Origin of the sequence: Hymenobacter sp. B1770, from assembly GCF_049896385.1 — a bacterium.
Lineage (GTDB): Bacteria > Bacteroidota > Bacteroidia > Cytophagales > Hymenobacteraceae > Hymenobacter.
Map to the genome: position 1 here is coordinate 317,326 of NZ_JAFCUF010000006.1, position 26,297 is coordinate 343,622.

At 60.6% G+C, this 26,297-nt stretch carries 17 protein-coding genes; 12 read left to right on the forward strand and 5 right to left on the reverse strand.

Annotated elements, in window-relative coordinates:
• Nucleotides 1-323 precede the first annotated feature (323 nt).
• The gene (xseB, locus tag ACP7AJ_RS14320) at nt 324-629 is read right to left on the reverse strand and encodes an exodeoxyribonuclease VII small subunit (RefSeq protein WP_426060890.1); all 306 of its coding nucleotides are present in this window, start codon (nt 627-629) and stop codon (nt 324-326) included.
• Nucleotides 630-698: 69 nt separating this feature from the next.
• Entirely contained in the window at nt 699-2,069 is a 1,371-nt protein-coding gene (gene xseA / locus ACP7AJ_RS14325) for an exodeoxyribonuclease VII large subunit (RefSeq protein ID WP_426060891.1), read from the reverse strand.
• Between the two features lie 317 nt (nt 2,070-2,386).
• Between xseA and ACP7AJ_RS14330 the strand changes: the two genes are divergently transcribed.
• The gene (locus ACP7AJ_RS14330) at nt 2,387-4,459 is read left to right on the forward strand and encodes a M13 family metallopeptidase (protein ID WP_426060892.1); all 2,073 of its coding nucleotides are present in this window, start codon (nt 2,387-2,389) and stop codon (nt 4,457-4,459) included.
• 152 nt (nt 4,460-4,611) lie between these two features.
• Nucleotides 4,612-6,723, forward strand: a complete 2,112-nt coding sequence (locus ACP7AJ_RS14335; protein ID WP_426060893.1) for a M13 family metallopeptidase — start codon at nt 4,612-4,614, stop codon at nt 6,721-6,723.
• Nucleotides 6,724-6,961: 238 nt separating this feature from the next.
• Here ACP7AJ_RS14335 and ACP7AJ_RS14340 read toward each other — a convergent pair whose 3' ends face one another.
• Entirely contained in the window at nt 6,962-7,663 is a 702-nt protein-coding gene (locus ACP7AJ_RS14340) for a GAF domain-containing protein (protein WP_426060894.1), read from the reverse strand.
• A 351-nt stretch (nt 7,664-8,014) separates the two neighbouring features.
• Here ACP7AJ_RS14340 and ACP7AJ_RS14345 point away from each other — a divergent pair, with 351 nt between their 5' ends.
• Nucleotides 8,015-8,578 (forward strand): RNA polymerase sigma factor, encoded by a 564-nt coding sequence (locus ACP7AJ_RS14345; RefSeq protein ID WP_426060895.1) that lies wholly within the window; start codon nt 8,015-8,017, stop codon nt 8,576-8,578.
• A 531-nt stretch (nt 8,579-9,109) separates the two neighbouring features.
• On the forward strand, nt 9,110-9,364 hold the full coding sequence (locus ACP7AJ_RS14350) for a hypothetical protein (protein WP_426060896.1): 255 nt from the start codon (nt 9,110-9,112) through the stop codon (nt 9,362-9,364).
• Between the two features lie 60 nt (nt 9,365-9,424).
• Here ACP7AJ_RS14350 and ACP7AJ_RS14355 read toward each other — a convergent pair whose 3' ends face one another.
• Both ACP7AJ_RS14355 and ACP7AJ_RS14360 read right to left on the reverse strand, forming a co-directional pair.
• A complete protein-coding gene (locus tag ACP7AJ_RS14355) occupies nt 9,425-9,700 on the reverse strand; it encodes a hypothetical protein (protein WP_426060897.1) in 276 nt (91 codons plus the stop codon).
• A 540-nt stretch (nt 9,701-10,240) separates the two neighbouring features.
• Nucleotides 10,241-11,422 (reverse strand): LacI family DNA-binding transcriptional regulator, encoded by a 1,182-nt coding sequence (locus ACP7AJ_RS14360; protein WP_426060898.1) that lies wholly within the window; start codon nt 11,420-11,422, stop codon nt 10,241-10,243.
• A 335-nt stretch (nt 11,423-11,757) separates the two neighbouring features.
• On the opposite strand from ACP7AJ_RS14360, the gene uxuA reads away from it, so the two are divergent.
• The 8 genes from uxuA to xylA all read left to right on the forward strand — a co-directional run bounded on the left by uxuA (nt 11,758) and on the right by xylA (nt 25,948).
• Nucleotides 11,758-12,957, forward strand: coding sequence for a mannonate dehydratase (gene uxuA, locus ACP7AJ_RS14365; protein ID WP_426060899.1), 1,200 nt, complete (start codon nt 11,758-11,760; stop codon nt 12,955-12,957).
• A gap of 26 nt (nt 12,958-12,983) precedes the next feature.
• Nucleotides 12,984-15,113: an alpha-glucuronidase family glycosyl hydrolase gene (locus ACP7AJ_RS14370; RefSeq protein ID WP_426060900.1), complete on the forward strand. Its 2,130-nt coding sequence runs from the start codon at nt 12,984-12,986 to the stop codon at nt 15,111-15,113.
• 33 nt (nt 15,114-15,146) lie between these two features.
• Nucleotides 15,147-15,977 (forward strand): SDR family NAD(P)-dependent oxidoreductase, encoded by an 831-nt coding sequence (locus ACP7AJ_RS14375; protein ID WP_426060901.1) that lies wholly within the window; start codon nt 15,147-15,149, stop codon nt 15,975-15,977.
• A gap of 145 nt (nt 15,978-16,122) precedes the next feature.
• Nucleotides 16,123-19,194: a SusC/RagA family TonB-linked outer membrane protein gene (locus ACP7AJ_RS14380; RefSeq protein WP_426060902.1), complete on the forward strand. Its 3,072-nt coding sequence runs from the start codon at nt 16,123-16,125 to the stop codon at nt 19,192-19,194.
• A 43-nt stretch (nt 19,195-19,237) separates the two neighbouring features.
• A complete protein-coding gene (locus ACP7AJ_RS14385; RefSeq protein ID WP_426060903.1) occupies nt 19,238-20,995 on the forward strand; it encodes a RagB/SusD family nutrient uptake outer membrane protein in 1,758 nt (585 codons plus the stop codon).
• A 106-nt stretch (nt 20,996-21,101) separates the two neighbouring features.
• Entirely contained in the window at nt 21,102-23,069 is a 1,968-nt protein-coding gene (locus tag ACP7AJ_RS14390) for a sialate O-acetylesterase (RefSeq protein WP_426060904.1), read from the forward strand.
• 43 nt (nt 23,070-23,112) lie between these two features.
• A complete protein-coding gene (locus ACP7AJ_RS14395; protein WP_426060905.1) occupies nt 23,113-24,624 on the forward strand; it encodes a xylulokinase in 1,512 nt (503 codons plus the stop codon).
• The gene (xylA, locus tag ACP7AJ_RS14400; RefSeq protein ID WP_426060906.1) at nt 24,617-25,948 is read left to right on the forward strand and encodes a xylose isomerase; all 1,332 of its coding nucleotides are present in this window, start codon (nt 24,617-24,619) and stop codon (nt 25,946-25,948) included. The genes ACP7AJ_RS14395 and xylA overlap by 8 nt, the downstream gene beginning before the upstream one ends.
• The last annotated feature ends 349 nt before the right edge of the window (nt 25,949-26,297 follow it).

Genomic DNA, 26,297 nt, shown 5'->3' on the forward strand with positions numbered 1-26,297 from the left:
CGCACGCTGCAAAAGGCACTTGGTGTTGTGGGCTACAAGAAAAGCAAATGCAGCGGCATTTTTGAAAAAGTGCTTATTTATACATAGCTACGGCACTAGGAAATTAGTCAATCATTACAAGCAGAAGCGTAATTAACCAAGGCTTGCCGCGGCGACTCTTTACTAAATTGTGAGGGATAACAAGACTGTAAAAATGCCCACATGCATGTATAAGTAAGAAGCCCTTTAAATTCCAGTAAAAAATGTACAAAAATCAGTTTTTACTGGATTTATACATCAAATATACACAACTGTTGTCGAATAAAAAGGTGTTTTGAACCTATCTACCAAGGCCGTCCGGCCCCTCCAGCCAGGTTGTCGTGTTCATCCTCGTCATCTTCGCTCTCTTCTTCATCGTCTTCGCTTTCTTCCTCGTCATCTTCTGCCAATTCATCGGCTTCGTCTTCGTCGTCCAGCGTATCAAACACTCGGTCGAGAGAAGCTTCGGCGTGCCGCAGCTTGTGGCGGCACAGGCGAATCAGCTCGGCGGAGCGCTCGACGCGAGCGGTGAGGTCGTCCACGTCCACGGCATCGGTTTCGAGGGCGCGGAGAATGGTTTCCAACTCCTCAATGGCTTCGCGGTAAGTCATGTGTGTACTGTAGTGAATTAAAGATGTATTAATAGGGGAATGAGCGGCACCCAAGTACTCCACTGCCGGTTACTGACCCGTGATTAGCCGCTGGCGCAAGCTGGTTACGGCAACCTGCTCGCTAATGACTGCTAACCGGAGTTCTTGGCGGTGCAGCTGCCGCTCCAGGGCCAACTGCAGCTGAAAGCGTCGCCGCAGCAGCACCTCGCGCCGCCGGCGGTGATGGCGTATGAACCGGCCCAGCAGCGCCCGCCCGCGCTGGCGCAGGCCGCGCTGCTCCCGAGCTAGGGCACGCCTAGCCGCCCGCGGCAGCTGGTGCCGAAAACGAACGAGCCCCAGCCCCAGCTGCCGCAGCTGCTCGCGCGGACCCTGGGCTGCCTGGCGGGCGCGGGCGTGCAGGGCCTCGCGGGCATTGTCGAGCTGGCGGTGCGCGGCGTAACGGCTTTGCCCGCTCAGCTGGTCGAGGCGGGCGTGGCGCTGGCTGAGCTGGCGGCGGGCCAGCGCCACCACTTGCTCGCCGTAGCCCAGGAAGGCTGCCTCCAGCCGGGCCAGACGCTCGACCAGGAAAACGGCCACGGCCGTGGGGGTTTTGAGGGCGCGGTGGGCGGTGAGGTCTACAATGGCTTCGTCGCGCTCGTGGCCGATACCGGTGAGCACGGGCAGGGGAAAGGCGCCTATGGCCGCCGCTAAGCCGTATTCGTCGAAAGCCAGCAAGTCGGTGCGGCTGCCGCCGCCCCGAATGATGACCACGGCGTCGAACTGGCCACGCCGAACCCGCACGCCATCGAGCGCCGCCCGAATGCTGGCCGGGGCCTCGTCGCCCTGCATCATGGCCGGAAACAGGGTCAGGGCAAAGTCATAGGATGCCTCGTCTAGCTGCTGCACAAAATCCTGGAAGCCGGCCGCCGTGGGGGAGGAAATAACCGCCAGTCGCTGCGGGGCCAGGGGCAGCGAGAGCCGCTTCTGACGCTCCAGCAGGCCTTTTTCTTCCAGCAGGCGCAGGGTTTTTAATCGCAACAAGGCCAGCTCGCCCACCGTGTAGCTGGGGTCGATGGCCGTTACGTCGAGGCTCAGCCCGTACTGTTCATGAAACCGCACCTGCACCCGGAGCAACAGCTTCAGGCCGGGGCGCAGGGGCTGGCCGGTGTGGCGCTCGAAGGCCGGCGCCAGCTGCTGGTAGCGCTGGCTCCAGAGCGTGGCGCGGGCCTGAGCCTTCACAGGCGTGCCGCGGCTGTCGATGGTTTGTTCGGTGAGGGTGAGGTAGCAGTGCGCGCCGGCGAAGCGGGGCACGGTCAGCTCGGCCACTTCGGCAATTACCCAGTATGAGTCGGCCAACTGTTGCTGCAGGGCCTGCCGCACGCGGCCAAGCAGGTCGGCGAGCCCAAGTGGGGGAGGAGGCAGAATGGGCGGAAGCTCCGGGCGGCGGTTGTAAAGCGGCATCGGTGCAAGTTACGGGCGAGGGGGCGTAGCAGGGCAGGAAAGAACAGAAAACTCCCCTCCTTAGATGAGGAGGGGACGCTGGCGTGAAGCGACGGCTGGGGTGGTTGAAGTCGTTGAACGATGGCTGAACGACTCGCGGTAGAACCGTTTGGGTGTCGTGCAACGACTTCAACCACCCCCGTCCGGGCCGTTGGCTCGAACATCCCCTCCTCGTCTGAGGAGGGGAGTTTTCTATTCTTTCGGCCTGTCCTGCAACCCTGCCGAGCCCTACGTGTCTGTAACTTCACGGCATAATTTCCCAACCCAACACTCTTTTCATGTATTTAACTTCTATTGCGCGGCGGCTGAGCTTGGCTGTGCTTGGTCTGGGTAGCATGGCTACCACGGTGGCGGTGGCCCAAACCACCAAGCCGGCCGCGGCTTCCACCCAGAAAGGCGTCGGCATCAACGTGGCCAACATTGACCCGTCGGTGAAGCCCTGCGAGGACTTCTTTCATTATGCTTCGGGCAACTGGCTGAAGAACAATCCAATACCGGCCGCCGAATCGCGCTGGGGCTCGTTCAACGAGCTGGCCGACCGCAACAACGCAGCCCTGCGCGCCATCCTGAACGAGGCCGCCAAAAATGCTCCCAAGGCCCGCAAGGGTTCGAATGAGCAGAAAGTGGGCGACTTCTACGCCTCGGCCATGGACTCGGCCGCCATTGAGGCCGCAGGCCTTAAGTACCTGCAGCCGCACCTCAACCGCATTGCGGCCATTAAGGACCTCGGCGAGATGCAGCGCTTCCTGGCTGACCCCAAGGCCCACGCTGGCAGCGTGTGGTACAACTCGGGCGTGGGTCAGGATGAAAAAATCAGTACCCAGTACGCGGTGCAATTTTACCAGGGCGGCCTCTCGCTGCCCGACCGCGACTATTACCTGAAAGACGATGCCCGCTCCAAAGCCATTCGGGCGGCCTACGACACCTACCTGGTAAACGTCTTCAAGATGCTCGGCGACAACGAAGCCACAGCTAAAACCAACGCTGCCGCTGTGGCCCGCATCGAAACCCGCCTGGCCAAAGCCAGCAAGAGCCGCGTGGACCTGCGCGACCCCTACGCCAACTACAACAAGATGACGCTGGCCCAGGCCGACGCCGCCTACCCTAACCTGGCCCTGCCACTCACGCTAAAGGAAAACAACCTTAGCGCAGCCAAAGAGGTAATTGTGGGCCAGCCCGAGTTTATGAAGGAAGTGAGCGCCATGCTCAAGGAAGAGCCCATTGCTGACCAAAAGCAATACCTGCGCTTCCACCTCGTGACCAGCGTGACGCCGGCCCTGCCCAAGGCTTTTGTGGATGAGAGTTTCCGCTTTGCCCAAACTCTGACCGGTGCCAAAAAGCAGCAGCCCCGCTGGAAGCGCATGCTGGCCTCGACGGACCGCGCCCTCGGCGAAGCTTTTGGCCAACTGTACGTCGACAAAGCCTTCTCGCCCGCGGCCAAGGCCCGCGCCAAAGAGATGATTGAGAACCTGCGCGTGGCCTACGCCGACCGCATCAAGGCTACTGACTGGATGAGCGAAGCCACCAAGAAGGAAGCCCTGACCAAGCTCAATGCCTTCGTGGTGAAAATTGGCTACCCCGACAAGTGGAAGGACTACTCGAAGCTGAACATCAGCCGCGAATCGTACCTCAACAATCTGCTGGCCGCCCGCGAGTGGGCCAACCAGGATGAGATTAGCAAGTTCGGCAAGCCCATTGACCGCAACGAGTGGGGCATGACGCCGCCCACAGTAAATGCCTACTATAACCCGCCGATGAACGAAATCGTGTTTCCGGCCGGCATCCTGCAGCCGCCCTTCTACGACCCTAAGGCCGACGACGCGGTAAACTACGGCGGCATCGGCGCCGTGATTGGCCACGAAATGACCCACGGCTTCGACGACCAGGGCCGGCAGTACGACTCCAAGGGCAACCTGCGCGACTGGTGGACCAAGGAGGACGCCGACAAGTTCAATGCCAAGGCCGCGGTGGTGGGCAAGCAGTACGACGCTTTTTCCCCACTGGACTCGGTGCACGTGAACGGCAAGCTGACCATGGGTGAGAACCTGGCCGACCTCGGTGGCCTCACCATTGCCTACGCCGCCTTCAAAAAAACGCCCCAGGCCAAGGCCGGCAAAACCATCGACGGTTTTACACCCGAGCAGCGCTTTTTCCTGGGCTACGCCCAAATCTGGCGCAACAACTCCCGCCCCGAGGCCCTGCGCCAGCAAGTGCAAACCGACCCACATTCGCCCGCCGAGTTCCGTACCAACGGCCCGCTGATGAACATGCCCGAGTTCTTTGAGGCTTTTGGCTGCAAGGATGGCAACAAGATGATGCGCCCCACCGCCGACCGTTCCAAAATCTGGTAGGTTGAGAGCTAGGCCTGAAATCAACAAGGAAGAATGAAGGTTATAAGCACAATTGCTAAACCTTCATTCTTCCTTGTCTTTTCTTGAAATTTTCAAGCTGAACTGCTGGTTGTACCTTGCGGTTCGTTACGTTTCACTCATTCCTGTTTCATATGTATCAATTTTCTTTTGTTAGGCGCGCGGCTTTATCTGCAGCGCTGTTGGGACTGATAGCCGGTGCGGCTCAGGCCCAAACCAAGGTGAAAACCAAGACGAAAACCAATAACACGACCACTAAGAAAAAGGTGGAAGTACAGGGCTCCAAAGCCCAGAGCGGGGCCGGTATTTCGGTGGCCAACCTCGACCGTTCAGTGTCGCCGTGCGACGACTTCTTTCAGTATGCCTCGGGTAGCTGGTTGAAGAACAACCCCATTCCTGCTTCCGAAACGCGCTGGGGCGCTTTCAACGAGCTGGCCAACCGCAACCAAGCCGTGTCGCGGCGCATTCTGGAAAAAGCCGCCACCGACCGGAGCGCCAAGCCCGGCACCAACATGCAGAAAGTGGGCGACTTTTACGCCGCTTCCATGGACAGCATGGGCATCGAGAAAGCCGGCTTGAAGTACTTGCAGCCCCGCCTCGACCAAATCAACGCCATCCAGGACCTAGCCGGTATTCAGGCCTACCTAGCCAATCCCAAGATGACCTCGAAGGGCTGGTACGGCTTTGGCGTGGGCCAGGACAGCAAAAACAGCTCGCAGTATGCCGTGCAAATGCGGCAAGGCGGCCTCTCGCTGCCCGACCGCGATAACTACCTCAAAGACGATGCCCGCTCGAAGTCTCTGCGCAATGCGTACAAGACTTACCAAGTGAACGTGTTTAAGCTGTTGGGCGACGACCAGGCCACGGCCGAGAAAAACGCCGCCGCCGTTACCCGCATCGAAACCCGCCTGGCCAAAGCCAGCCGCGACCGGGTGGCCCTGCGCGACCGCGAAAGCAACTACAACAAGATGACCCTGGAGCAAGCCACGGCCCAGTTTCCCAACCTCAACCTGCCGATGCGCCTGAAGGAAGGCGGCCTGACCGGGGTGAAGGAAGTGATTGTCGGCCAGCCCGATTTCCTCAAAGAAGCAAGCGCCATGCTGAAGGAGGAGCCCATTGCTGACCAGAAGCAGTACCTGCGCTGGCACTTGGTGTCGTCCGTGACCTCGGCTCTGCCCAAAGCTTTTGGCGATGAAGCCTTCAAGTTCTCGCAGGTGCAAACCGGTGCCAAGCAGCAGCAGCCCCGCTGGAAGCGCGCCCTGCGCGCCACTGACGGTGCCTTGGGCGAAGCCTTCGGCCAACTGTACGTCGACGAAGCCTTTACGCCCGAAGCCAAGGCCCGTGCCAAGGTGATGGTGGAGAACCTGCGCGTGGCCTACGCCGAGCGTATTCAGGCCACTGAGTGGATGAGTGCTCCCACCAAAGCCGAAGCCCTGAAAAAGCTGAATGCCTTCGTGGTAAAGATTGGCTATCCCGATAAGTGGAAAGACTACTCCAAGCTGAACGTCAGCCGCGAAAGTGCTCTGAACAACCTGTTTGCCACGGCCGAGTGGTCGACGAAAGAAAACCTGAGCAAATTCGGCAAGCCGATTGACCGCACTGAGTGGGGCATGACGCCGCCCACGGTAAATGCCTACTACAGCCCCAGCATGAACGAAATCGTGTTCCCGGCCGGCATTCTGCAGCCCCCGTTCTTTGACCCCAAAGCGGATGACGCGGTGAACTACGGCGGTATCGGTGCCGTGATTGGCCACGAAATGACCCACGGTTTTGACGACCAGGGCCGCAAGGTGGACTCGGAAGGAAACCTGCGCGATTGGTGGGCCAAAGAAGACGGCGAAAAGTTTATGGCCAAAGCCGCGGTGGTGGGCAAGCAGTTTGATGCCTTCTCCCCACTGGACTCGGTGCACGTGAACGGCAACCTAACCATGGGCGAAAACCTGGCCGACCTCGGTGGCCTCACCATTGCCTACCAGGCCTTCATGAAGACGCCTCAGGCCAAGGCTGGCAAGAGCATCGATGGTTTCACGCCTCAGCAGCGCTTCTTCCTGGGCTACGCCCAAATCTGGCGTTCGAACCAGCGCCCAGAGGCCCTGCGTCAGCAAATTCAGACCGACCCGCACTCGCCCGGCCAGTACCGGACCAACGGCCCGTTGCAAAACATGCCCGAGTTCCATCAGGCCTTTGGCTGCAAGGATGGCGACAAGATGGTGCGCTCGGCTGCCGACCGTGCCAAAATTTGGTAAGCTATTTGCAAGGAGCTACTTGAATCAAGGGTGAGAAACTGTTCTCCCTCTTGATAGAAAAAGGCCCGTTCCCTTTGGGGGCGGGCCTTTTTATGTACAACAGCCTGCTTTGTTTAGATCTTGAAATACTCAAATGGTGGCTTTGCCTCCCAATTGCCTACCCTCGGGCTAAGGTGTTACAGCGTTAATGTAAGCCGAATGCGTGGACTCCATTTTAGGTCCGTGGGAGTGCTCTAGCTTACTCGGCCAGTATCAGCGGAAGCATTTGCAAGCGTTGCTGCACCTGCTGCAGGACAGCGGGGGGCACGGGTACCAGGGTGCCGTGCTGGGTTAGCAATTCGCCCAGGAGCGAGTGTAGGCTGTGCATGTCGGGGCGGAGGCGGTGGCACACGGCATCCCATTGTTCGGTGCCCAACTCGGGGGTGGCCAGGCACATGTGGCGCACGGCGATGGCGAGGCTGGTTACATCGGCCAGGGCCGTGAGTGCCTCTTGCTCGGTGGGGCTGAAGGGGCGGGGCTGCTGCCCAATGAGGCAAAGCACTCCAATGGTCTGGCCATCGGGCATGCGTAGCGGCGCTGCGGCGTAGAAGGCAGCCCCCAGGGCCATCGCCGAGCGAATGGCTGGCGCATCGGCGCCGGTTTGAGCCGCTACGGCTAGGTTTTCATAAGCCAGCGCGTTGGGGTGCAGAATGGCGGTTGAGCACAACGCGTTTACCCGGGGGAGGGGCTGCACGGGAGGCCGCCCGTATAAGGCAGGAAAGCGCACTTCCTGCTCGTCCACGAGGGCCAAAAAGGCCAGGGGCTGGTTAAAAATCGTGGCGCTCAGGGCCAGCAGTTCATTTAAGATGTCGTCGGGGGCGACGCACGTGAAATCGTAGTGGCGCAGGGTTGCCAGGCGTTCGGCCTCGTTGGGAGGAAGCAGGGAAGCAGGCGTAAGCATGGTAAGCAAGAAGGGCGGAGATGTTAAGGAATATGCAAAAGAAGCAGCTGCTGGCAAAGAAAGGTTCTACCCACCAGACAAATTCGGTTGGTGACGCACCCCCGCTGACCGCTAGCAGAACCGTGCTCTGGTCTGCTTTCTTGTTATCTGAAGTATAACAATTAAGGAATTTACACATTTTCAAACTCTCACAATTTGTGCGTCAGAGAGTTGCGGCAGCTTGCCAAGCCATTGGCTTGCGTGCGTGTCTAGTACCCGCAACCGACTGATGCATGAGCCCGTTTACGGCTTTGTTCTGCTTACTAGCGGGTCCCCGCCCGTCAGTGCTGCGAGCCACTATTGTTCCATTCCATGCACCCTCAGTCCGCTCTGCCTTCGTCGGCCCCTACTCCGGAAGAAACCGAGCTCGTGCAGCGCCTGCTGGCCCGCGATGAACGAGCTTTGGGTATACTGCACGCGCGCTATGCGGCTTCGCTCCTGGCTGTCATTCGTCGCTTGGTGCGCGACGAGGCCCTGGCCGAAGACCTATTGCAGGAAGGACTATGCAAAGTATGGACCGGCCTGGCCAGCTACGACGCTTCGCGAGGGCGCTTGTTTACGTGGATGGCCCGGGTTTGCAGCAACCACGCCATCGATGCCCTCCGCAGCCAGCACCACCGCTTCCAGAAGCGCACCACTCCCTTGGAGACAAGCGTTGCCCAGCATGCGGCCGACCCAGGCTCCTTTAACCCGGAACACCTTGGCGTGCGCACCCTGCTCGAAGACCTAAAGCCCCAGCAGCGCGAGGTAATGGACCTGGTGTACTTCGGCGGGTGGACCTATGCCCAAGCCGCCGAGCAGCTCGGCATTCCGGTAAATACGGCCAAGACCCGGGCACGCGCCGCGCTATTGGTGTTGGCGCGCCGCGCCCGCTGACGCCGCCGACAGCTATGGTCAAGCTGTAGCCTTCCTGGAGGCGTATCGCCGGCAGGTATCGGCCGGGGAGGGTGTGAGGTGAGTTGCCGCTGGATGGCAGCTCCAATTAGAGTGTGTAGCCAGCGGGGAAAGAGGCAGTCATGCATGACGGTTCAAAGGATAACGCAGCCACTTGGCCGCCCTCGGTCTACAGCCCCCAGGTCGCCTATCACATGCTTCTACAAATTGGCCGGCCTACCCGAGTCCGCCGGCTGGGCTACCAGAATCGCTCTGCCTTAGTTAGTTGCCTTAGGTAATCCAGCCGGCGGTCTACGGTAAGAGAGGTAGCGCACCCGATAATTTCTTTCAGCAGCGTAATAAGTAAATGCTTCTGATTAACTGCTGATAATCAGCAATATATTATGTGGATAACAAGTGGTTTCCCTTACAATATTAAAATAATTGAATTTATTAACTTTATCCGTTTTTTTGAAGGATGCGTATCGTAGCAATTGAATTCTTTTCCTATATAGCTGTCTTTCTTTCTGTGCTATGAAAAATGCCTTACAAAGCCTAGAAGCCTTCCGGGGCAACGACTATCACGGCCGGCTCGTGCAGAGCGTCGAGCCCTGGGAAATTGCCGTGCTGCGGGCCGGGCAAACGGTGGCCTCGGTGCCGCTAACCCCTACCGAGAGTGGCTACCTCACCCAAGCCATTACCGGCCTCGACCAGCGGCGGCCGCTGGTATTCTTTCGCTGCGCGCTGCGCCAGGGAGATTGGGCCCGCGGCGACAGCGCTCAGGCATAGCTGCTTCCCCGGTCAGCGCTTTGTCTAGCCCAGGAAGGCGTAAAAAACGGCGGGTGGGCCCTAGCGTAAAAAACGCGCCTGCGTGACCGTGGTGGCCAGCACCCGGGTGGCCGGTTCCGACGGGCAGCAAAGGGCTTCGAGCTGGTCCACGGTAAGTTCTCCCACAATGTAGCCGTGCAGGTAAGCCCGTACCTGGGGTTCCAGGGGGGTGTGACCGAGGCGGGCGGCGGCGATGCCCCAGGCCACGTGGTGGCGGCGCTGCCGCTCGGCCTGGAGTTCCGCTTCCGATTGCTCAGGTACCTCAGAATCGGAAGAAGTAGGAAGTGTATTGGGCATGATTCCGGGAAAAAAAATAACAATACCAGTGGGATGGACCCCTGCATACGCAGAGGCTTAAGGCGGGGTTGACTGTGGATTAACCTGCCCTAGTAAAACATACTGCTTGGTCGGGCCGGGCGCTGTATAGTGCGTTTGGGCCCGCCGTTAGAAATGCAGCAATGTCCTGTCAATGAGCAGGACAACGTGGTCTTTTTGCTCCGAACACGACTCCGTTGGCGCTGAAAGACAAGTAAGCGTTCCCCTCTTTGGGGCCTAAGTTAGCATAATATCACGAATTGATGGTGTTGCAGCGTCAGTCCAGCTAGCAGGCAGTGGTGTTTGATGATGACTTACTACCTGCGCTCAGGTGGCGTGATGCTTGCTTACGTTGTTTTGTTGGGAGCGCGGCGAATCACCTTGCAGGTATGGGGCTGAGTTAATGCCTCCGCTTCGTCGGCCGCCAGGCGGCCGTATCCAAGCGTAACTGAGGCCGGAAAAACGCCCAGGCCCGCCCGGCAAAAAGGGGCAGATATGGCCGGGGCTCAGCAGCCAGCTTGGTTAAATAGACAAACTGAAAAGTTCGCCCTTGCCCTTGAGGGAGGACCCGCGAATTACCAGCTCGCCCGTGATGACGAAGGTACGGGGCTGGAAATCCTCCTTCTGGCTTACTTGCTCAAGGAACAGCCGCGCAGCCTGCTGGCCAATGCGGTAGGGGTGCAGGTTGACGGTCGTCAGGCCTGGCTCTATCATCGATGCCATGAACTCATCGCCGAAGCCGACTACGGCAATGTCGTCGGGCACGCGCAGGCCTCTTTTCTTTAGGGCCACCAGCAGGTCAAAGGCATTGGTGTAATTAATGGCGAAGATGGCATCGGGCGGCTCAAGCAAAGCTAGCCACTTGTCGAGGGCGGCCACGGCTTCTTCGGTACGAAATTCGATGTGCACCTCGTATTCTTCCCGCAGCGGCAGATTGTAGCGCTTGAGGGCGTGCTGGTAGCCCGCCAATCGATTGCGGGAAATTAGCAAGGATTCTGGCCCGGCCAGGATGGCAATGCGGCGGGCTCCTTGCTGAATCAGGTGCTCGGTGACGTTGAACGCGCCGTTCCAGTCGTCAAGAATCACCTTGGCGCTGTCAACTTCGTCGCTCACCCGGTCGAAGTGCACCACGGGCACGCCCCGGCAGGCGGCGGGCTTCACGTGGTCGAAGTTCCGGGTTTCGCGGGAGTGGCAGATGAGCAGGCCATCGACGCGGCTGGCTACCAGGGCCTGCACGTTGCTCACTTCCGTTTCGTACGATTCCTTGGACTGGCAAATCATCACCCGGTAGCCCGCCTCGGATGCCACCGACTGAATGCCGCTGACCACCGTTGCAAAAAACGGCCGCTCGATGTCCGGAATGATGACGCCCAAGGTGTGTGTCTCGCGGCTTTTAAGGCTTTGGGCCAATAGGTTGGGGTGGTAGTCCATTTGGCGGGCTACGTCCAGAATGGCCTGGCGCGTCACGGGGCTGATGTCGGTGTGCCCGTTCAGGGCCCGCGACACTGTAGAGGAGGCCACGCCCACGGCCTTGGCCACGTCGCCGATAGTGGTTTGGGAGCGGCGGCGTTCGGTGAGCTGCCCGGCAGGTTTTTCCTCGGTGAAGTGATAATCGCAGGCCTTGCACAGGAAGCGCTGGCGGCCGCGCACGAAACCGGCCTTCAAAACCGAGTTACTTAGTTTGCATTTGACGCAGGTTATCATCTTGATTTGTACTTTTTTTGGAAAAAGACTCTCGCCGATACCGTTGCCCCCCTCCGCATTGTCTAGTTGTTCAAAGGTAATGCACAAATTTTTTTTTCGGGTGCCGTAACGTAAAGATATCTATCGGCAACGATTCCGGAATCGTTGCCGATAGTTTTTATGCGAAAACAAGTTGTGAAGGCCGTTTTTGGAGTATTGACATTGCGGTAACATGGCGTACTTTCGGTACGAAGTCCAGTAAATGTGTTTCCAGGAGCTTTTCAAGCATCTTACGCAACTAGACGGCAACTGGTATAGATAAATTGTATTCTGCCGAAGAGTTTATGCTACACACCATGCGTTGGTTCGGTCCGCACGACCCCGTTTCGCTTTTCGACATTCGCCAGGCCGGGTGCACGGGCGTGGTAACGGCCCTGCACCAACTGCCTGTGGGCACGGTGTGGCCCGTGAGCGAAATACAGGCGCGCCAGCAATTCATCGAAGCCGACAATGTCACGCACACACCCCTGCAATGGGTGGTGGTGGAAAGCCTGCCGGTGCACGAAGACATTAAAAAAGGTCGGCCCTCGCGCGAGCTTTATATAGAGAACTACAAAGCCTCGCTGCGCAACTTGGCCGCCTGCGGCATCCGCACGGTCTGCTACAACTTCATGCCCGTGCTGGATTGGTCGCGTACCAACCTGCACTACGAAATGCCGGACGGCTCGCTGGCCCTGCGCTTTGTGTGGCAGGACTTTGCTCTGTTCGACCTCTGTATTCTAAAGCGCCCCGGCGCTGCAAACGATTACGAAGGCGCCGTGGCGGACGCTGCCCGCGAGCAATTTGCCGCCATGAGCGCCGCGGAAGTGGCGGCTCTGACCAACACAGTATTACTAGGCTTGCCTGGTTCGGAAGAAGCGTTTGAGCTATCCGGCTTTCAGGATTTGCTGAACGAATACGCCGCCATCGATGCCGATACACTGCGCGAGAACCTGCACTACTTCATTCGCGAAGTGGCGCCTGTGGCCGAAGAGCTTGGCATTGGCCTTTGCATTCACCCCGACGACCCGCCCTATCCGCTGCTGGGCTTGCCCCGCGTGGTGAGCACAGCTGGCGACATTGCTCAATTGATGGCGGCCTGCGACGTCCCCGCTAATGGCCTCACGTTTTGCACGGGCTCCTTGGGCGTGCGGGTCGATAACGACCTGGCTGCCATTGCCCGTCAGTTTGCCCCCCGCATTCATTTTGTGCACCTGCGTGCCACCAAGCGCGAGGACAACCCGCGCAATTTCCACGAAGCCGACCACCTTGAAGGCGACGTAGACATGTACGCCGTGGTGCGTGAGTTGGTGCTGGAAGAGCAGCGCCGCGCCGCGCTTGGCAGCAGCGCCCTGCCTATGCGCCCCGACCACGGCCACCAGATGCTCGGCGACCTGAAGAAGAAAACTTATCCTGGCTACTCAGCCATTGGCCGCCTGCGTGGGCTGGCCGAGCTGCGAGGCCTGGAATACGGCATCCGGCGCGGGCTGGCTGCCGAAGCCCCGCAATACTCCTGATACCTCCGCCTCCCAAATCCCACCCTATGTTGCTCCGGTCTTTCTTGCTATTGTTGATGTTTGTTGCCGCCGCGCCCCGCAGCATGGCCGACGATGGCTATCGGCTATGGCTGAAGTACGACCTGATTACGGACGTGGCCCAGCGCAATGCCTACCGGCAAGCTGCTCAATACATTGCTGCTGATGGTAGCTCGGCAGTACTGAAAACCGCCGCCTCAGAGTTGCAGCGCGGCTTGCAAGGATTGCTGGGCCAGCCGGTGCCGGTGGTGGCGAAGGCCGGGGCCGGGGGTACCAGGCACGGCATTCTTCTTATTGTAAGCCCGACTGCAAACGTTCCCGGTGGTTCCGCCGCTAGCAACGATGGCTACCGCATTCTCACCCAAGGCCGCAACCTGGTGGTGACGGGGAGGAGTGGGTCCGGCGTACTCTATGGCGTATTTGCTCTGCTGCGCCAGCTGCAAACGCGGCAGCCCGTGGCGAACCTGGCCACGGCCAGTAGCCCGCGCATTCAGTACCGCATGCTCAACCACTGGGACAATCCCAACGGCACTGTGGAGCGCGGCTACGCCGGCTCCTCCATCTGGAAATGGTACGAGTTGCCCGAGCACCTCGACCCGCGCTACACCGACTATGCTCGCGCCAACGCCTCCATTGGCATCAATGGCGTGGCCATCAACAATGTGAATGCTAGTGCCCGCTACCTCACGCCCGAATACCTGCAGAAAGTAAAGGCCTTGGCGGGTGTATTCCGGCCTTATGGCATCCGGGTGTACCTGTCGGTGTTCTGGGCGGCGCCCAAGGTTATTGGGGGCCTGAAAACTTCTGACCCGCTTGACCCGCAGGTGAAGCAGTGGTGGGCGGCCCGCACTGCGGAGATTTACAAGACCATCCCCGACTTCGGCGGCTTCCTGGTGAAGGCCAACTCCGAGGGAGAACCTGGCCCGCAGGACTACGGCCGCAACCATGCCGATGGCGCCAACATGCTCGCCGAAGCCCTGGGCACCCACGACGGCATTGTGATGTGGCGTGCCTTCGTTTACAAGGCCAACAGCAACGGCGACCGGTTCCGGGAAGCCTACGAGGAATTTAAGCCGCTCGATGGCAAGTTCTCGCCCAAGGTGCTGGTGCAGGTGAAGAACGGCCCGATTGACTTTCAGGCCCGTGAGCCCTTCCACCCGCTGTTTGGGGCTATGCCCCAAACGCCGCTGGTGCTGGAAGTGCAGCTGACGCAGGAGTATCTGGGCTTTGCCACGCACCTGGTGTACCTGGCGCCCATGTTCAAAGAGTGCCTCGATTCGGATACCCAAACCAAGGGCCCCGGCTCTACGGTGGCCAAGGTGGTGGATGGCACGCTCGACCAGCACCGCATCAGCGGCATTGCCGGCGTGGCCAACATCGGTTCCGACCGCAATTGGACCGGCCACCCCATGGGCCAGGCCAACTGGTATGCTTTCGGCCGCCTGGCCTGGGACCACACGCTGACTTCGGCCGCCATTGCCACCGAATGGGCCAAGATGACCCTGACCAACCAGCCCGCCGCCGTGGCCACCATCGTGGATGTGATGACCAAGTCGCGCGACATCTATGTGCGCTACACCACGCCACTGGGCCTGCACCACATCATGGGTCAGAGCATTCACTACGGCCCCGAGCCTTGGCTGGCCCAAGCCGGCCGGCCCGACTGGACGTCGGTGTACTACCACAAAGCTGACTCAATAGGTTTGGGCTTCAACCGCACCGCCACCGGCTCCAACGCCCTGGCGCTGTACTCGCCCGGCGTGCAAAAGCTGTGGGGCGACCCCAAAACCTGCCCGCCCAACTACCTGCTCTGGTTCCACCACGTGGGTTGGAAGCAGCCGCTGCCCACCGGCCGCACCCTCTGGAACGAGCTGGTGACCCGCTACTACACCGGAGCCGACTCCGTCACCTGGATGCAGCAGCGCTGGGCCAGCGTGAAGCCTGCCGTGGACCCCGCCCTTTTCAACGACGTGACGGCCCGGCTCAAAATCCAGCGGCAGGAGGCCCTTTGGTGGCGCGATGCCTGCGTGCTCTACTTCCAGACCTACGCGCGGCAACCCATTCCGGCGCCCTTCACACCGCCCACCCGCACGCTGGCCGAAGTCAAAAGCTTGGTCGACCTCTATCAGCTCAAATAATTATTACCCGCCACTATTCTCGACATGAAAAACATGCCGCACCCTACTCACCTTAATTCCGGTGGCCAGTCTGGCCACGCCGCAACGACCGTTGCTCATCCACAGACGGCTTCTGTGTTTTCGCTCGAAGGCAAGCTGGCGCTGATAACCGGCGGCGGCACCGGCATTGGCCTGGAAATAGCTCGCTGCATGACGGAGGCTGGCGCTACCGTTGTCATCACGGGCCGGCGCGAAGAAGTACTGCGCGACGCTGTGCAAGGCCTCGGCGAGTCGGCGCAGTACATGGTGAACGACATTACCGAGTTGACTGGAATTGAAGACCTCGTGGCTCGGGTTGAAGCCACCCACGGCCCGCTGGATATTCTGGTGAACAACGCCGGCATCAATCTCAAAAAGCCCGCTTTGGAAGTGACCGATGAGGAATTCAGCCGCATTCTACACACCAACCTGCACTCGGTGTTTGCCCTCACACGGGCTTGCGCAGCGCGCATGGTGGCCCGCCGCCAGGGCGTCATTCTGATGATTTCCTCCATGGCCGCCTATTACGGCATCGACCGGGTAGTGGCCTACGCCGCCTCTAAGTCGGCGGTGGAGGGCATGGTGAAGGTGTTGGCCTCGGAGTTTTCGGGCCAGGGTGTGCGCGTGAACGCCATTGCGCCCGGCTTCATCGAAACCGAAATGAGCCGCAAGGCCATGAACTCCGACCCCGACCGCCGCGACCGCGCCATGCGGCGCACGCCCATGGGCAGCTTCGGCCAGCCCTCTGACATTGGCCACGCGGCCGTTTTCCTGGCTTCGCAGGGTGCCCGCTACATCACCGGCGTGTCGCTGCCCGTCGACGGCGGCAATTCCATAGGCTTCTAGTATCCCATCCATTTCTCACTCAACTCACACACCCATCACAACAACCCCACTGATTATCATGCGAGTACATTTATTAAAAATTGCGCTGTGCCGGGTTAGGCTGTGCACGCAGCTCATGGGGGCTGGCCTTCTGCTGGGGGGGCTGATGCCCTCTACCGCTTGGGCCCAGGCCAGCCGCACCGTCACAGGCAAGGTAACGTCGGATACCGGCGAGGCGCTGCCCGGCGTCACGGTGATTGTGAAGGGCACCACCGTGGGGGCCACCACCAACGCAGAAGGCGTGTATACCCTATCGGTGCCCGCAGGGCAAAATACGTTAGTAATCAGCTCTATTGGCTACGAGCGCAAAGAGGTTGCCGTGGGTACGTCGGGCACGGCGGACGTCCGCCTCGTCACGGAATCCCAGGCGCTGAACGAGGTGCAGGTAGTGGGCTACGGCGTGCAGAAGAAAAGCCAGGTAACCGGCGCCATCTCCTCGGTAGATGAGCGGGCCCTGCGCGACGTGCCGGTGGCCAACGTGGGCCAGGCCTTGCAGGGACGCGCGGCGGGCGTGAACATCTCCAGCGCCAGCAGCTCGCCGGGGCAAAACCCGGTTATCCGCATCCGGGGCAACCGCTCCTTTGCCGGCAGCAACGACCCGCTGCTGGTGGTGGATGGCGTGCCCTTCGACGGCAACCTCAACGACCTGAACCCCGACGACCTCTCGGGCGTGGAGGTGCTGAAAGACGCTTCCTCTACCGCCATCTACGGCGCCCGGGGAGCCAACGGCGTTATCCTCATTACCACCAAGCGCGGTAAAGTAGGCGCACCCAAGGCCAGCTACAACGGCTACTACGGCGTGAAAAAGGCCTACGGCCTCTTCGACCTGCAAGACGGCCAGGAGTACTACAACTTCCGTTTCGAGGCCTACCGGGCCAACGGCGCCGCTAACCCTAACACCGTTTCGGGCTTCCTTACCGCCGACGAGCGGGCCAACCTGGAGGCCGGCAGAACCACAGATTACCAGGATATGCTCTTTCAGAAAGGGCACATCCAGAACCACGGCATGGGCCTGAGCGGCGGCAGCGAGCAAACGCAGTACTCGGCCTCGCTGGGCTACTACGATGAGACCGGCATTGTCCCCGTGCAGCGCCTGCAGCGCTATTCCCTGCGTGCCACGCTGGACCAGAAAATTGGCAACCGGGTCAAGATTGGCCTGAACACGCTTAACAGCTTCACTGACCAGGACGACCCGGGCCTGAACATCATCAACGCCATCCTGACAGGCAGCCCGCTGGCCTCGCCCCGCGACGCCAACGGCATTCCTGTGCTGTTTCCCAACGAGGACACGGCCCTGGGCAACCCGCTGACGCTGTACACAGAAAATGCGCACCTCGACAAGCGCCGCCGTGTCCGCACCTTCAACAGCCTCTACGGGCAGGTGAACATCCTGCCAGGGCTGGACTACCGCCTAAACCTCGGCCTAGACGCGCGCTCGGAAAACAGCGAAAACTTCTTTGCGTCGAACACCTCTGCCCGCGGCGGGGGACAAAACGCGGCCTCCCGCTTCCAGAACCTGGCCTTCAACCTGCTGGCCGAGAACATTCTGACCTATAACCGCACGTTCGCGGAGAAGCACGACTTCAACTTCACGGGCCTCTACAGCGCCCAGACGTTCCGCATCGACGGCTTCGGCGCCGGCTCGCAAAACCTGCCCACCAACTACCAGTTGGCTTCCAACCTGGGCGCTGGCACGCCCACGGCGCCGTCGAGCTTCCAGAACGAGTGGGGCATTCTGTCCTACATGGGCCGCCTCAACTATTCCTTCGACAACCGCTACTCGGCTACCGTAACGGTGCGCGCCGACGGCTCGTCGCGCCTGGCGCCCGGCAACAAGTACAAAGCCTTCCCATCGGCCGCCGTGGCCTGGAACATAGCCAACGAATCCTTCCTCCGCGACCAGGCCTGGATGAGCAGCCTCAAGCTGCGCGCCAGCCTGGGCCGCGTGGGCAGCACCGCCGTTAACCCCTACCAGACGCTGGGCTCGCTGCAGTCGGCCCTGGGCAACGGCTACTACAACTTCGGCGCCAACGGCGCCGTCGGAGTGGTGCCGGCCAGTATTCCAAACCCGAACCTGGGCTGGGAGTATACCACCACCACCAACGTGGGTCTGGATTTCGGTTTCTTCAACAACCGCGTGAGCGGTGCCATTGAAGTGTACCAGCAGCGCACCAGCGACCTGCTGCTGCCCGACGCCCTGCCCACAGCCAGTGGCTACGGCTCCTTCACGCGCAACATCGGCCAGACCCAGAACCGCGGCATCGAAATCGGCCTGACCACCGTGAACCTGCGTTCGGACCGAGGCTTTGAGTGGAGCACCGACTGGAACTTCACCGTGAACCGCGAGAGGGTGCTCGACCTCGGCCTGGGCAATGATGAGAACGGCAACCCCCGCAGCGACATCAGCAACCAGCGCTTCATCGGCCAGCCGCTGTATGTGATTTACGACTATAAGAAAGTCGGCATCTGGCAGCTGGGCGAAGAAGCCGCCGCCGCCAAAGCCGGCAGCCGCGTGGGCCAGATTAAACTGGACGACGTGAACGGCAACGGCCTGGTAGACGCCGCCGACCGCCAAATCATCGGCAGCCGCCAGCCCAAGTTTGAGGCCGGCATGACCCAGCGTTTCCGCTTCGGCGGCTTCGACCTGTCGGCCGTGGCCCTCACCCGTGTGGGCGCCACCATTGTTGACCCGCTGCTGTTCGGCAACTCCTACTTCACCACCTTCGAAGGCCGCCGCAACCAGGTAAACCTCGATTACTGGACGCCCACCAACCCCACCAACGCCTTTCCGCAGCCCCGCCAGGGCAATGGCGACTTCCCGCCCTTCAGCCAGACGCTGGCTTACGTGAACGGCACGTTCATCAAGGTGCGCAGCATCGACCTGGGCTATAACCTGCCCGCCGCGTTGGCCAAGAAGGCCCTGGTAGGCAGCGCCCGCATCTACCTGCAGGTGCAGAACCCGCTCATCTGGTCGCCCAACAGCTTCTACAAGAAGAACAAAGCCATTGACCCCGACGCCCTGTCGTACTCGACGCGCTTCGGCGGCAGCGGCAGCCCCAGCGGCATCGCCTTTGCCGAGGGCGACCTCAACAGCGGCGTGAACACCAACCTGGCTGGCCGGGGCGTGAACTACCCCGCCACCCGGGCTTTCATTGTGGGCTTAAACCTGGGTTTCTAACATCACCTCAACTTTCCCGCGTAGCTCTACGCCCTGATTTTATATGAAAAAGTCCTTTATTACTGTCTCGGCTCTGGCCCTGCTGCTGGCCGCGACCAGCTGCAGCAAAGACTTCCTGAGCGAGAACCCCCGCTCCGTGTTGGTACCCTCGTTTCTGGGCACCCCCGAGGGTGTGCAGGCCGGCCTGACCGGCGTGTACTCGGGCCTGCGCAACGTTTCCATCAGCAACGAAGAAGCGGCTTACATGACCGTGACCGGCACCGATGAGTTTATGCGCGGCATTGCGGCCTCGCAGGGCTACGAAGACTACAGCGGCCTGCTTATTCCCACCAATTCGGCCGCCACCAATCAGTGGTCCATCATTTACCGCTACATCAACAATGCCAACGGCGTCATTCAGTACGCATCAACGGTGCAAGGGCTGCCCCCAGCTACTGTGGCCCAGATTGTGGCCCAGGCCAAGATTTTGCGCGCCCACTACTACTTCCTGTTGGTGCAGTACTACGGCGACGTGCCCCTGCAGCTAGCGTTTGTGGACGCCCCTACCAAAGACATTTCGCGGGCCCCGAAGGCCGCCGTGTACAACGCCATCATCGCCGACCTGACCGATGCCCTGGGCACCATTGCCGATAAGGCTGCCCAGCCTGGCCGCGTGACGCGCGCCACCGCCCTGCACATGCTCTCTAAGGTGCACCTGACCCGCGCCACCTCCACGGCCAAGCAGGCCGACGACTACGCCAAGGCGGCCCAGTTCGCCACGGAGCTCATCAACAACAAGGCCCGCTACGGAGTGGACCTGGAGGCCGACGCGGCCGACGTGTTTCGTGAGGGCAACGAGAGCGGCAAAGAAGTACTGATGAACGTGCAGTTCAACGCCGACCCCACGTTTACGGGCCTGGAGCCCTTCAACGGCACCGGCACCAACCAGAGCAGCTTCTTCTTCCGCACCCGCTACGAACTGCTGCCCAACGTGGCGCGCAGCATCGTGTACGGCCGGCCATTTGCGCGCTTCATCCCCACGCCTTATTTGGTGCGCAACTATATTCTGCCCACGGAATCTGGCCGCCAGGTAGGCAGCACTGACACGCGCTGGAACAAGTGGTTTACCAACATGTGGCTGGTGAACTCGCCTGGCACCAACGGCACCGGGGGCCGCACCGCCGTGGTGGGCGACACCGCCGCGCTCTACCTCAACCGCGAACTGCTGCCCGCTGAGCGCGCGCGCATCAACAGCCGCCCCGGTGGCGCCTACGTGGTGGGCACGCCCAGCAACTTCACCACCCAGTTCTCGCCGGTGCTGAACAAGTACGACGACCCCACCCGCACGGGTGTGAATAACCCCTCGGACCGGCCCCTGATTGTGTACCGCTTTGCCGAAACCTACCTCATTGCTGCTGAGGCCAACATGTACTTGGGCAACACGGCCGCGGCCGTGGGCTTCATCAACACCATCCGCCAGCGGGCCGGCGCCCCTGGCCGCAAAAACGAGATGAACATCACGGCCGCACAGCTCAACATCGACTTCATTCTCGATGAGCGCAGCCGCGAGCTGGGCGGCGAAGGCATGCGCTGGTTCGACCTGGTGCGCACGGGCAAGCTCATCGAGCGAGTGCAGGCCCACGTGCCGGCCTTTGTGGCTTCGAAAACGTCGCCCACCGGTGGCACCGACAACTACGGCTCGAATGCCGCGCGCAACATTGTGGCCGGGAGGACGCCCGAACAATTCTACCTGCGCCCCATTCCGCAGCAGGAAATTGACCGCACGGGTGGCAAAATCACCCAGAACCCCGGCTATCTGTAGGCCGGTAGCCTTCCCGATTAGCTCATAAATAAGCCCCGATTTCGCTCCGAAATCGGGGCTTATTTATGAGAGGCTACTGTATTTTGCTTTTTGCCGCTTTATCTGAATGAAAAACAGTGTATTAGCTTTTTTTTTGTTGCTGGCTGCGCCCGGGGTACATCAGGCCGCTGCCACCGTGCGCCTGCCCCGTCTTGTGAGCGACGGCATGGTGCTGCAGCGCGACGCCGACGTGAACGTGTGGGGCTGGGCCACGCCACAGGAAGCCGTGAAGCTGACTTTTCTGGGCAAGACCTACCGCACCACCGCCGGCGCCGATGGCCGGTGGAGCATCCGCCTGCCGCGCCTGAAATCGGGAGGGCCTTTTGAGATGAACATCGCGGCCAGCAATCAGCTGGTCATTAAAAATATTCTGGTGGGCGACGTGTGGCTGTGCTCGGGCCAGTCGAACATGGAAACGCCCCTGAGCCGCCTGCGCGATAAGTACCCCGATGTAATTGCCCAAGCCGACAACCCGCGCATCCGGCAGTTTGAGGTGCCTTTGACCTACAACTTCCAGGGGCCTCAGCAAGACGTGACCGGCGGCAAATGGATTGCTGCCGACCCGCAGACGGTATTGAAGTTTTCGGGCGTGGCCTACTTCTTTGCGAAGGAAATCAACGCCCGCTACCAGGTGCCGGTGGGCATCATCAAGGACGCCGTGGGCGGCTCGCCCGCCGAGGCTTGGCTGAGCGCCGACGCCCTGAAACAATTCCCAACCTACGAGCAGCAAAGAGCTAAGTACCGAGACAGCGCGCTGGTGGCTGGCATTCGGCAGCGCGAGGGCGCTGCCGTGGCCAACTGGTACCAAAGCCTATACCGCGCCGACCAGGGTGCAGGCCGGGGCCAAACAAAATGGTCGGCGCCCGACTACGATGCCCGCGGCTGGGCCACCATGCAGGTGCCCGGCTATTGGGCCACCGATACCCCGCTGGGCCCGGTGAATGGCGTGGTATGGTATCGGAAAGAAGTGGACGTGCCCGCAAGCCTGGTGGGCGTGCCCGCCCGCCTAGAGTTGGGCACTTTGGTCGATGCCGACTCGACCTACATCAACGGCCAGCTGGTGGGCAGCACCGGCTACCAGTACCCGCCCCGCAAGTACGAGGTAAAGGCGGGAGTGCTGAAGCCTGGCAAAAACGTGGTGGTGGTCCGCCTCATCAGCAACGGCGGGCGCGGCGGCTTTACGCCCGACAAGAAGTATGAGCTTACGGCGGCGGGGCAGACCCTGGACCTGCGCGGACCCTGGCAGTATAAGCTGGGTGCTGCCATGCCTCCTACGCCGGGAACCACTAGCTTTCAGTTCCAGCCCGGCGTGCTCTTCAACGGCATGATAGCGCCGGTGCTGCCCTACGCCATCAAGGGCGTGCTCTGGTACCAGGGCGAAAGCAACACTGGCCATCCACAGGATTACCAGGCCCTCATGACCAGCCTTATTGCCGACTGGCGCAAGCATTTTGGCCAGCCCAAACTGCCCTTCCTCTACGTGCAACTGGCCAACTTTATGGCTGCAAAGCCCGAGCCCGGTGAAAGCGGCTGGGCCGCCGTGCGCGACGCCCAGCGCCGCACCCTGGCCGTGCCCCACACCGGCATGGCCGTGAATACGGACGCGGGCGAGTGGAACGACATTCACCCCCTGGACAAGCAAACCCCCGGCCACCGCCTAGCTTTGGCCGCTCAAAAAGTGGCTTACGGTGAGAAAAACGTGGTGGCTTCCGGGCCGCTGTACCAAGGCATGCAAATTAATGGCAACAAGGTCACGCTGAGCTTCACGAGCGCCGGCAGCGGCCTCCTGGCCAAGGGCGGTGGCGAACTGAAGGGGTTTGCCGTTGCCGGTTTGGACAAGAAGTTTGTGTGGGCTCAGGCCAGGATTGAAGGCAACAGGGTGGTGGTCTGGAACGACCAGGTAGCTAACCCCGCAGTGGTGCGCTACGCCTGGGCCGATAATCCCGAAGGGGCCAACCTCTACAACAAAGAAGGCCTGCCGGCTTCTCCTTTCACCACCGAGCCCGAAGTGCCGCTGGCCACCCGCCGCCTTTAATTCGCGTTCTGCAGCAACGGGGCTACGATAATTATTCTTCCTCATGAAATACCTTCTCGGCTACGACATCGGTAGCTCTTCGATAAAAGCCTCCCTGCTGGACATCAATACCGGCAAGTGCGTGGCCGCTGCTATATCTCCTAAACAGGAGATGGAAATCACCGTGGCCCAGGCCGGCTGGGCCGAGCAGCGCCCCGAGCGCTGGTGGCAAGAGGTAGTGAATGCTACCGCCGAGCTCAAAACCGCCCATGGCTTCGACACCGACTTGGTGGCGGGCATCGGCATCACCTATCAGATGCACGGGCTGGTGCTGATTGACAAGGCCGGCAAGGTGCTGCGCCCTTCCATCATCTGGTGCGACAGCCGCGCCGTGGAGTACGGCAACCAAGCCTTTGAAGAGCTGGGCGAAGAGTATTGCCTGAGCAATTTCCTGAACTCTCCGGGCAACTTCACGGCTTCCAAATTGAAGTGGGTACGCGAAAATGAGCCCGATGTTTATGCTCAGATTCACAAAATTCAGTTGCCCGGTGATTACATCGCCTTCAAGCTGAGCGGGCAGCTGCAAACCACCGTTTCGGGCTTGTCGGAGGGTGTGTTCTGGAATTTTAAGAAGCAGGCCATTGCGCAGGAATTGCTGGATTACTACGGCATCAGTGCCGACTTACTGCCGGAGGTAGTGGACACGTTCTCGGTGCAGGGGCACCTGAGCGCCGAGGCCGCCGCAGAGCTGGGCCTCACAGCCGGCACCCCCATCAGCTACCGGGCCGGCGACCAGCCCAACAACGCCTTCTCGCTGAATGTGCTGAACCCCGGCGAGGTAGCGGCCACTGGCGGCACCAGCGGCGTGGTTTACGGCATCAACGAAACCAATACGCCCGACCCGCGCTCGCGGGTGAATTCCTTCGTGCACGTAAACAGCACGCCTGCGCAGCCCCGCAACGGCGTGCTCATGTGCCTGAACGGCACCGGCATTCTTAACAGCTGGCTGCGTAAAATCGTGGGCAAGCTGCCCTATGACCAAATGAACCAGCTGGCCGCCCAGGCGCCGGTAGGAGCGGAGGGCCTCGTGTTTCTGCCCTTCGGAAACGGCGTGGAGCGCATCCTTGAAAACCGGGCGGCCGACGCCGAGCTGCGGGGCCTCAATTTCAACATTCACAGCCAGGCCCACGTGCTGCGCGCCGCCCAGGAGGGCATCGTGTTCGCCCTGAATTACGGCATGGACATTATGCGGGCCAGCGGTGTGCAGGTGCGCAAGGTGCGCGCCGGCAACGCCAACATGTTCCTGAGTCCGGTGTTTCGCGAAGCTTTCGTGAACAGCGGTAACGTGGAGCTGGAGCTCTACAACACCGATGCCGCCCAGGGCGCGGCGCGCGGCGCGGGCATCGGCGCGGGTGTGTACGCCAGCCCGGCCGAAGCCTTTGGCGGCCTTGAACGCATTCTCACCGTGGAGCCCACCGACCAGCTCCGTGAACAATACCAAGCCGCTTACGGCCGCTGGCAAAACGCTTTATCTCATCTTATCCCCAACTCAATCACCACCCCTTCCTATGTCTAGCAACACGCTTTCCAAAACTGAATTCTTTACGGGCATCGATACCATTCGCTTCGAGGGCCGCGAGTCGGACAACCCGCTTTCCTTTAAATGGTACGACGAAAACCGCGTGGTTGGCGGCAAGACCATGAAGGAGCATTTGCGCTTCGCCGTCTCGTATTGGCACACCTTCACCGGCACCGGCGGCGACCCGTTCGGCCCCGGCACCAAGCAGTTTGCCTGGGACTCGCACCACGAAATCATTGGCCGCGCCAAGGACAAAATGGACGCCGCGTTTGAGTTTTTCACCAAGCTCGGCACGCCTTACTATTGCTTCCACGACATTGACATGGTGGAGGAAGGCGACTCGCTTTCAGAGTACGAGCGCAACCTGCAAACCATCGTCGAATACGCCAAGGAGCACCAGGTCGCCAGCGGCGTGAAGCTGCTCTGGGGCACGGCCAACGTGTTTTCGCACCCGCGCTACATGAACGGCGCCAGCACCAACCCCGATTTCCAGGTGGTGGCCCATGCCGCCACGCAGGTGAAAAACGCCATCGACGCGACCATCGCGCTGGGCGGCGAGGGCTACACCTTCTGGGGCGGCCGCGAGGGCTACATGACCCTGCTCAACACCGACATGAAGCGCGAGCAGGCGCACCTGGCCAAGTTCCTGACCATATCCCGCGACTACGCCCGCCAGCAGGGCTTCACCGGCAAGTTCTTCATCGAGCCCAAGCCTGCCGAGCCCACCAAGCACCAGTACGACTTCGACGCGGCCACTGTCATCGGTTTCCTCAAGGAGCACGGGCTGGAGAATGACTTCATGCTGAACCTGGAAGTGAACCACGCCACCCTGGCCGGCCACACCTTCCAGCACGAGTTGCAAGTAGCCGCCGATGCCAACCTGCTCGGCAGCATCGACGCCAACCGCGGCGACTACCAGAACGGCTGGGACACCGACCAGTTCCCCAACAACCTGAACGAGTTGACCGAGTCGATGCTCATCATCCTGGAGCACGGCGGCATTTCGCCCGGCGGCATCAACTTCGACGCTAAGACCCGCCGCAACTCAACCGACTTGGAGGACATCTTCATCGCCCACATCGCCGGCATGGACACCTTTGCCCGCGCCCTGGTGGTGGCCAACGACATTCTGGAAAAGTCGCCCTACCGCAAGTTTCGCCAAGAGCGGTACGCTTCGTTCGACTCCGGCCAGGGTGCCGAGTTTGAGCGCGGCGGCCTGACGCTGGAAGACCTGCGCACCATTGCCCTTAAGAGCGGCGAGCCGACCCCAAAAAGCGGCAAGCAAGAGTGGCTGGAAGCTATTATCAACCAGTACATCTAAGCCCTGATTACATAAAAATAGCACGTCATGCTGAGCTTGTCGAAGCATCTCTACCGCTTCGTTGAGCCGATTGATGTAGTACTGAGGTAGAGAAGCTTCGACAAGCTCAGCGTGACGTTCCGGATTAAACTCCATAAAGAGTTAACCCGCCAAAACTGAACCAGCCAGCCGCCGAGTGGTGGGATTAGCAAGGCGGCTGGCCGGGGATGTTTTGCCGACTGCGGCGGGTCTGCATAGCTCGCTGGCCAGTAGGCGGCACCGGCGTTTCGGCACGAAGCACAAGGCCCGTTGGTGAGCGGGGCTGCGCTTCACGCAGGCTTTTTGTGCCTGCGCGCCGGAACGCCGATTT

What these genes read in the sequence shown, in the direction of transcription:
- xseB (WP_426060890.1), bottom strand. Translation starts at nt 629, where the DNA reads ATGACTTACCGCGAAGCCATTGAGGAGTTGGAAACCATTCTCCGCGCC.
- xseA (WP_426060891.1), bottom strand. Translation starts at nt 2,069, where the DNA reads ATGCCGCTTTACAACCGCCGCCCGGAGCTTCCGCCCATTCTGCCTCCT.
- ACP7AJ_RS14330 (WP_426060892.1), top strand. Translation starts at nt 2,387, where the DNA reads ATGTATTTAACTTCTATTGCGCGGCGGCTGAGCTTGGCTGTGCTTGGT.
- ACP7AJ_RS14335 (WP_426060893.1), top strand. Translation starts at nt 4,612, where the DNA reads ATGTATCAATTTTCTTTTGTTAGGCGCGCGGCTTTATCTGCAGCGCTG.
- ACP7AJ_RS14340 (WP_426060894.1), bottom strand. Translation starts at nt 7,663, where the DNA reads ATGCTTACGCCTGCTTCCCTGCTTCCTCCCAACGAGGCCGAACGCCTG.
- ACP7AJ_RS14345 (WP_426060895.1), top strand. Translation starts at nt 8,015, where the DNA reads ATGCACCCTCAGTCCGCTCTGCCTTCGTCGGCCCCTACTCCGGAAGAA.
- ACP7AJ_RS14350 (WP_426060896.1), top strand. Translation starts at nt 9,110, where the DNA reads ATGAAAAATGCCTTACAAAGCCTAGAAGCCTTCCGGGGCAACGACTAT.
- ACP7AJ_RS14355 (WP_426060897.1), bottom strand. Translation starts at nt 9,700, where the DNA reads ATGCCCAATACACTTCCTACTTCTTCCGATTCTGAGGTACCTGAGCAA.
- ACP7AJ_RS14360 (WP_426060898.1), bottom strand. Translation starts at nt 11,422, where the DNA reads ATGATAACCTGCGTCAAATGCAAACTAAGTAACTCGGTTTTGAAGGCC.
- uxuA (WP_426060899.1), top strand. Translation starts at nt 11,758, where the DNA reads ATGCGTTGGTTCGGTCCGCACGACCCCGTTTCGCTTTTCGACATTCGC.
- ACP7AJ_RS14370 (WP_426060900.1), top strand. Translation starts at nt 12,984, where the DNA reads ATGTTGCTCCGGTCTTTCTTGCTATTGTTGATGTTTGTTGCCGCCGCG.
- ACP7AJ_RS14375 (WP_426060901.1), top strand. Translation starts at nt 15,147, where the DNA reads ATGCCGCACCCTACTCACCTTAATTCCGGTGGCCAGTCTGGCCACGCC.
- ACP7AJ_RS14380 (WP_426060902.1), top strand. Translation starts at nt 16,123, where the DNA reads ATGCCCTCTACCGCTTGGGCCCAGGCCAGCCGCACCGTCACAGGCAAG.
- ACP7AJ_RS14385 (WP_426060903.1), top strand. Translation starts at nt 19,238, where the DNA reads ATGAAAAAGTCCTTTATTACTGTCTCGGCTCTGGCCCTGCTGCTGGCC.
- ACP7AJ_RS14390 (WP_426060904.1), top strand. Translation starts at nt 21,102, where the DNA reads ATGAAAAACAGTGTATTAGCTTTTTTTTTGTTGCTGGCTGCGCCCGGG.
- ACP7AJ_RS14395 (WP_426060905.1), top strand. Translation starts at nt 23,113, where the DNA reads ATGAAATACCTTCTCGGCTACGACATCGGTAGCTCTTCGATAAAAGCC.
- xylA (WP_426060906.1), top strand. Translation starts at nt 24,617, where the DNA reads ATGTCTAGCAACACGCTTTCCAAAACTGAATTCTTTACGGGCATCGAT.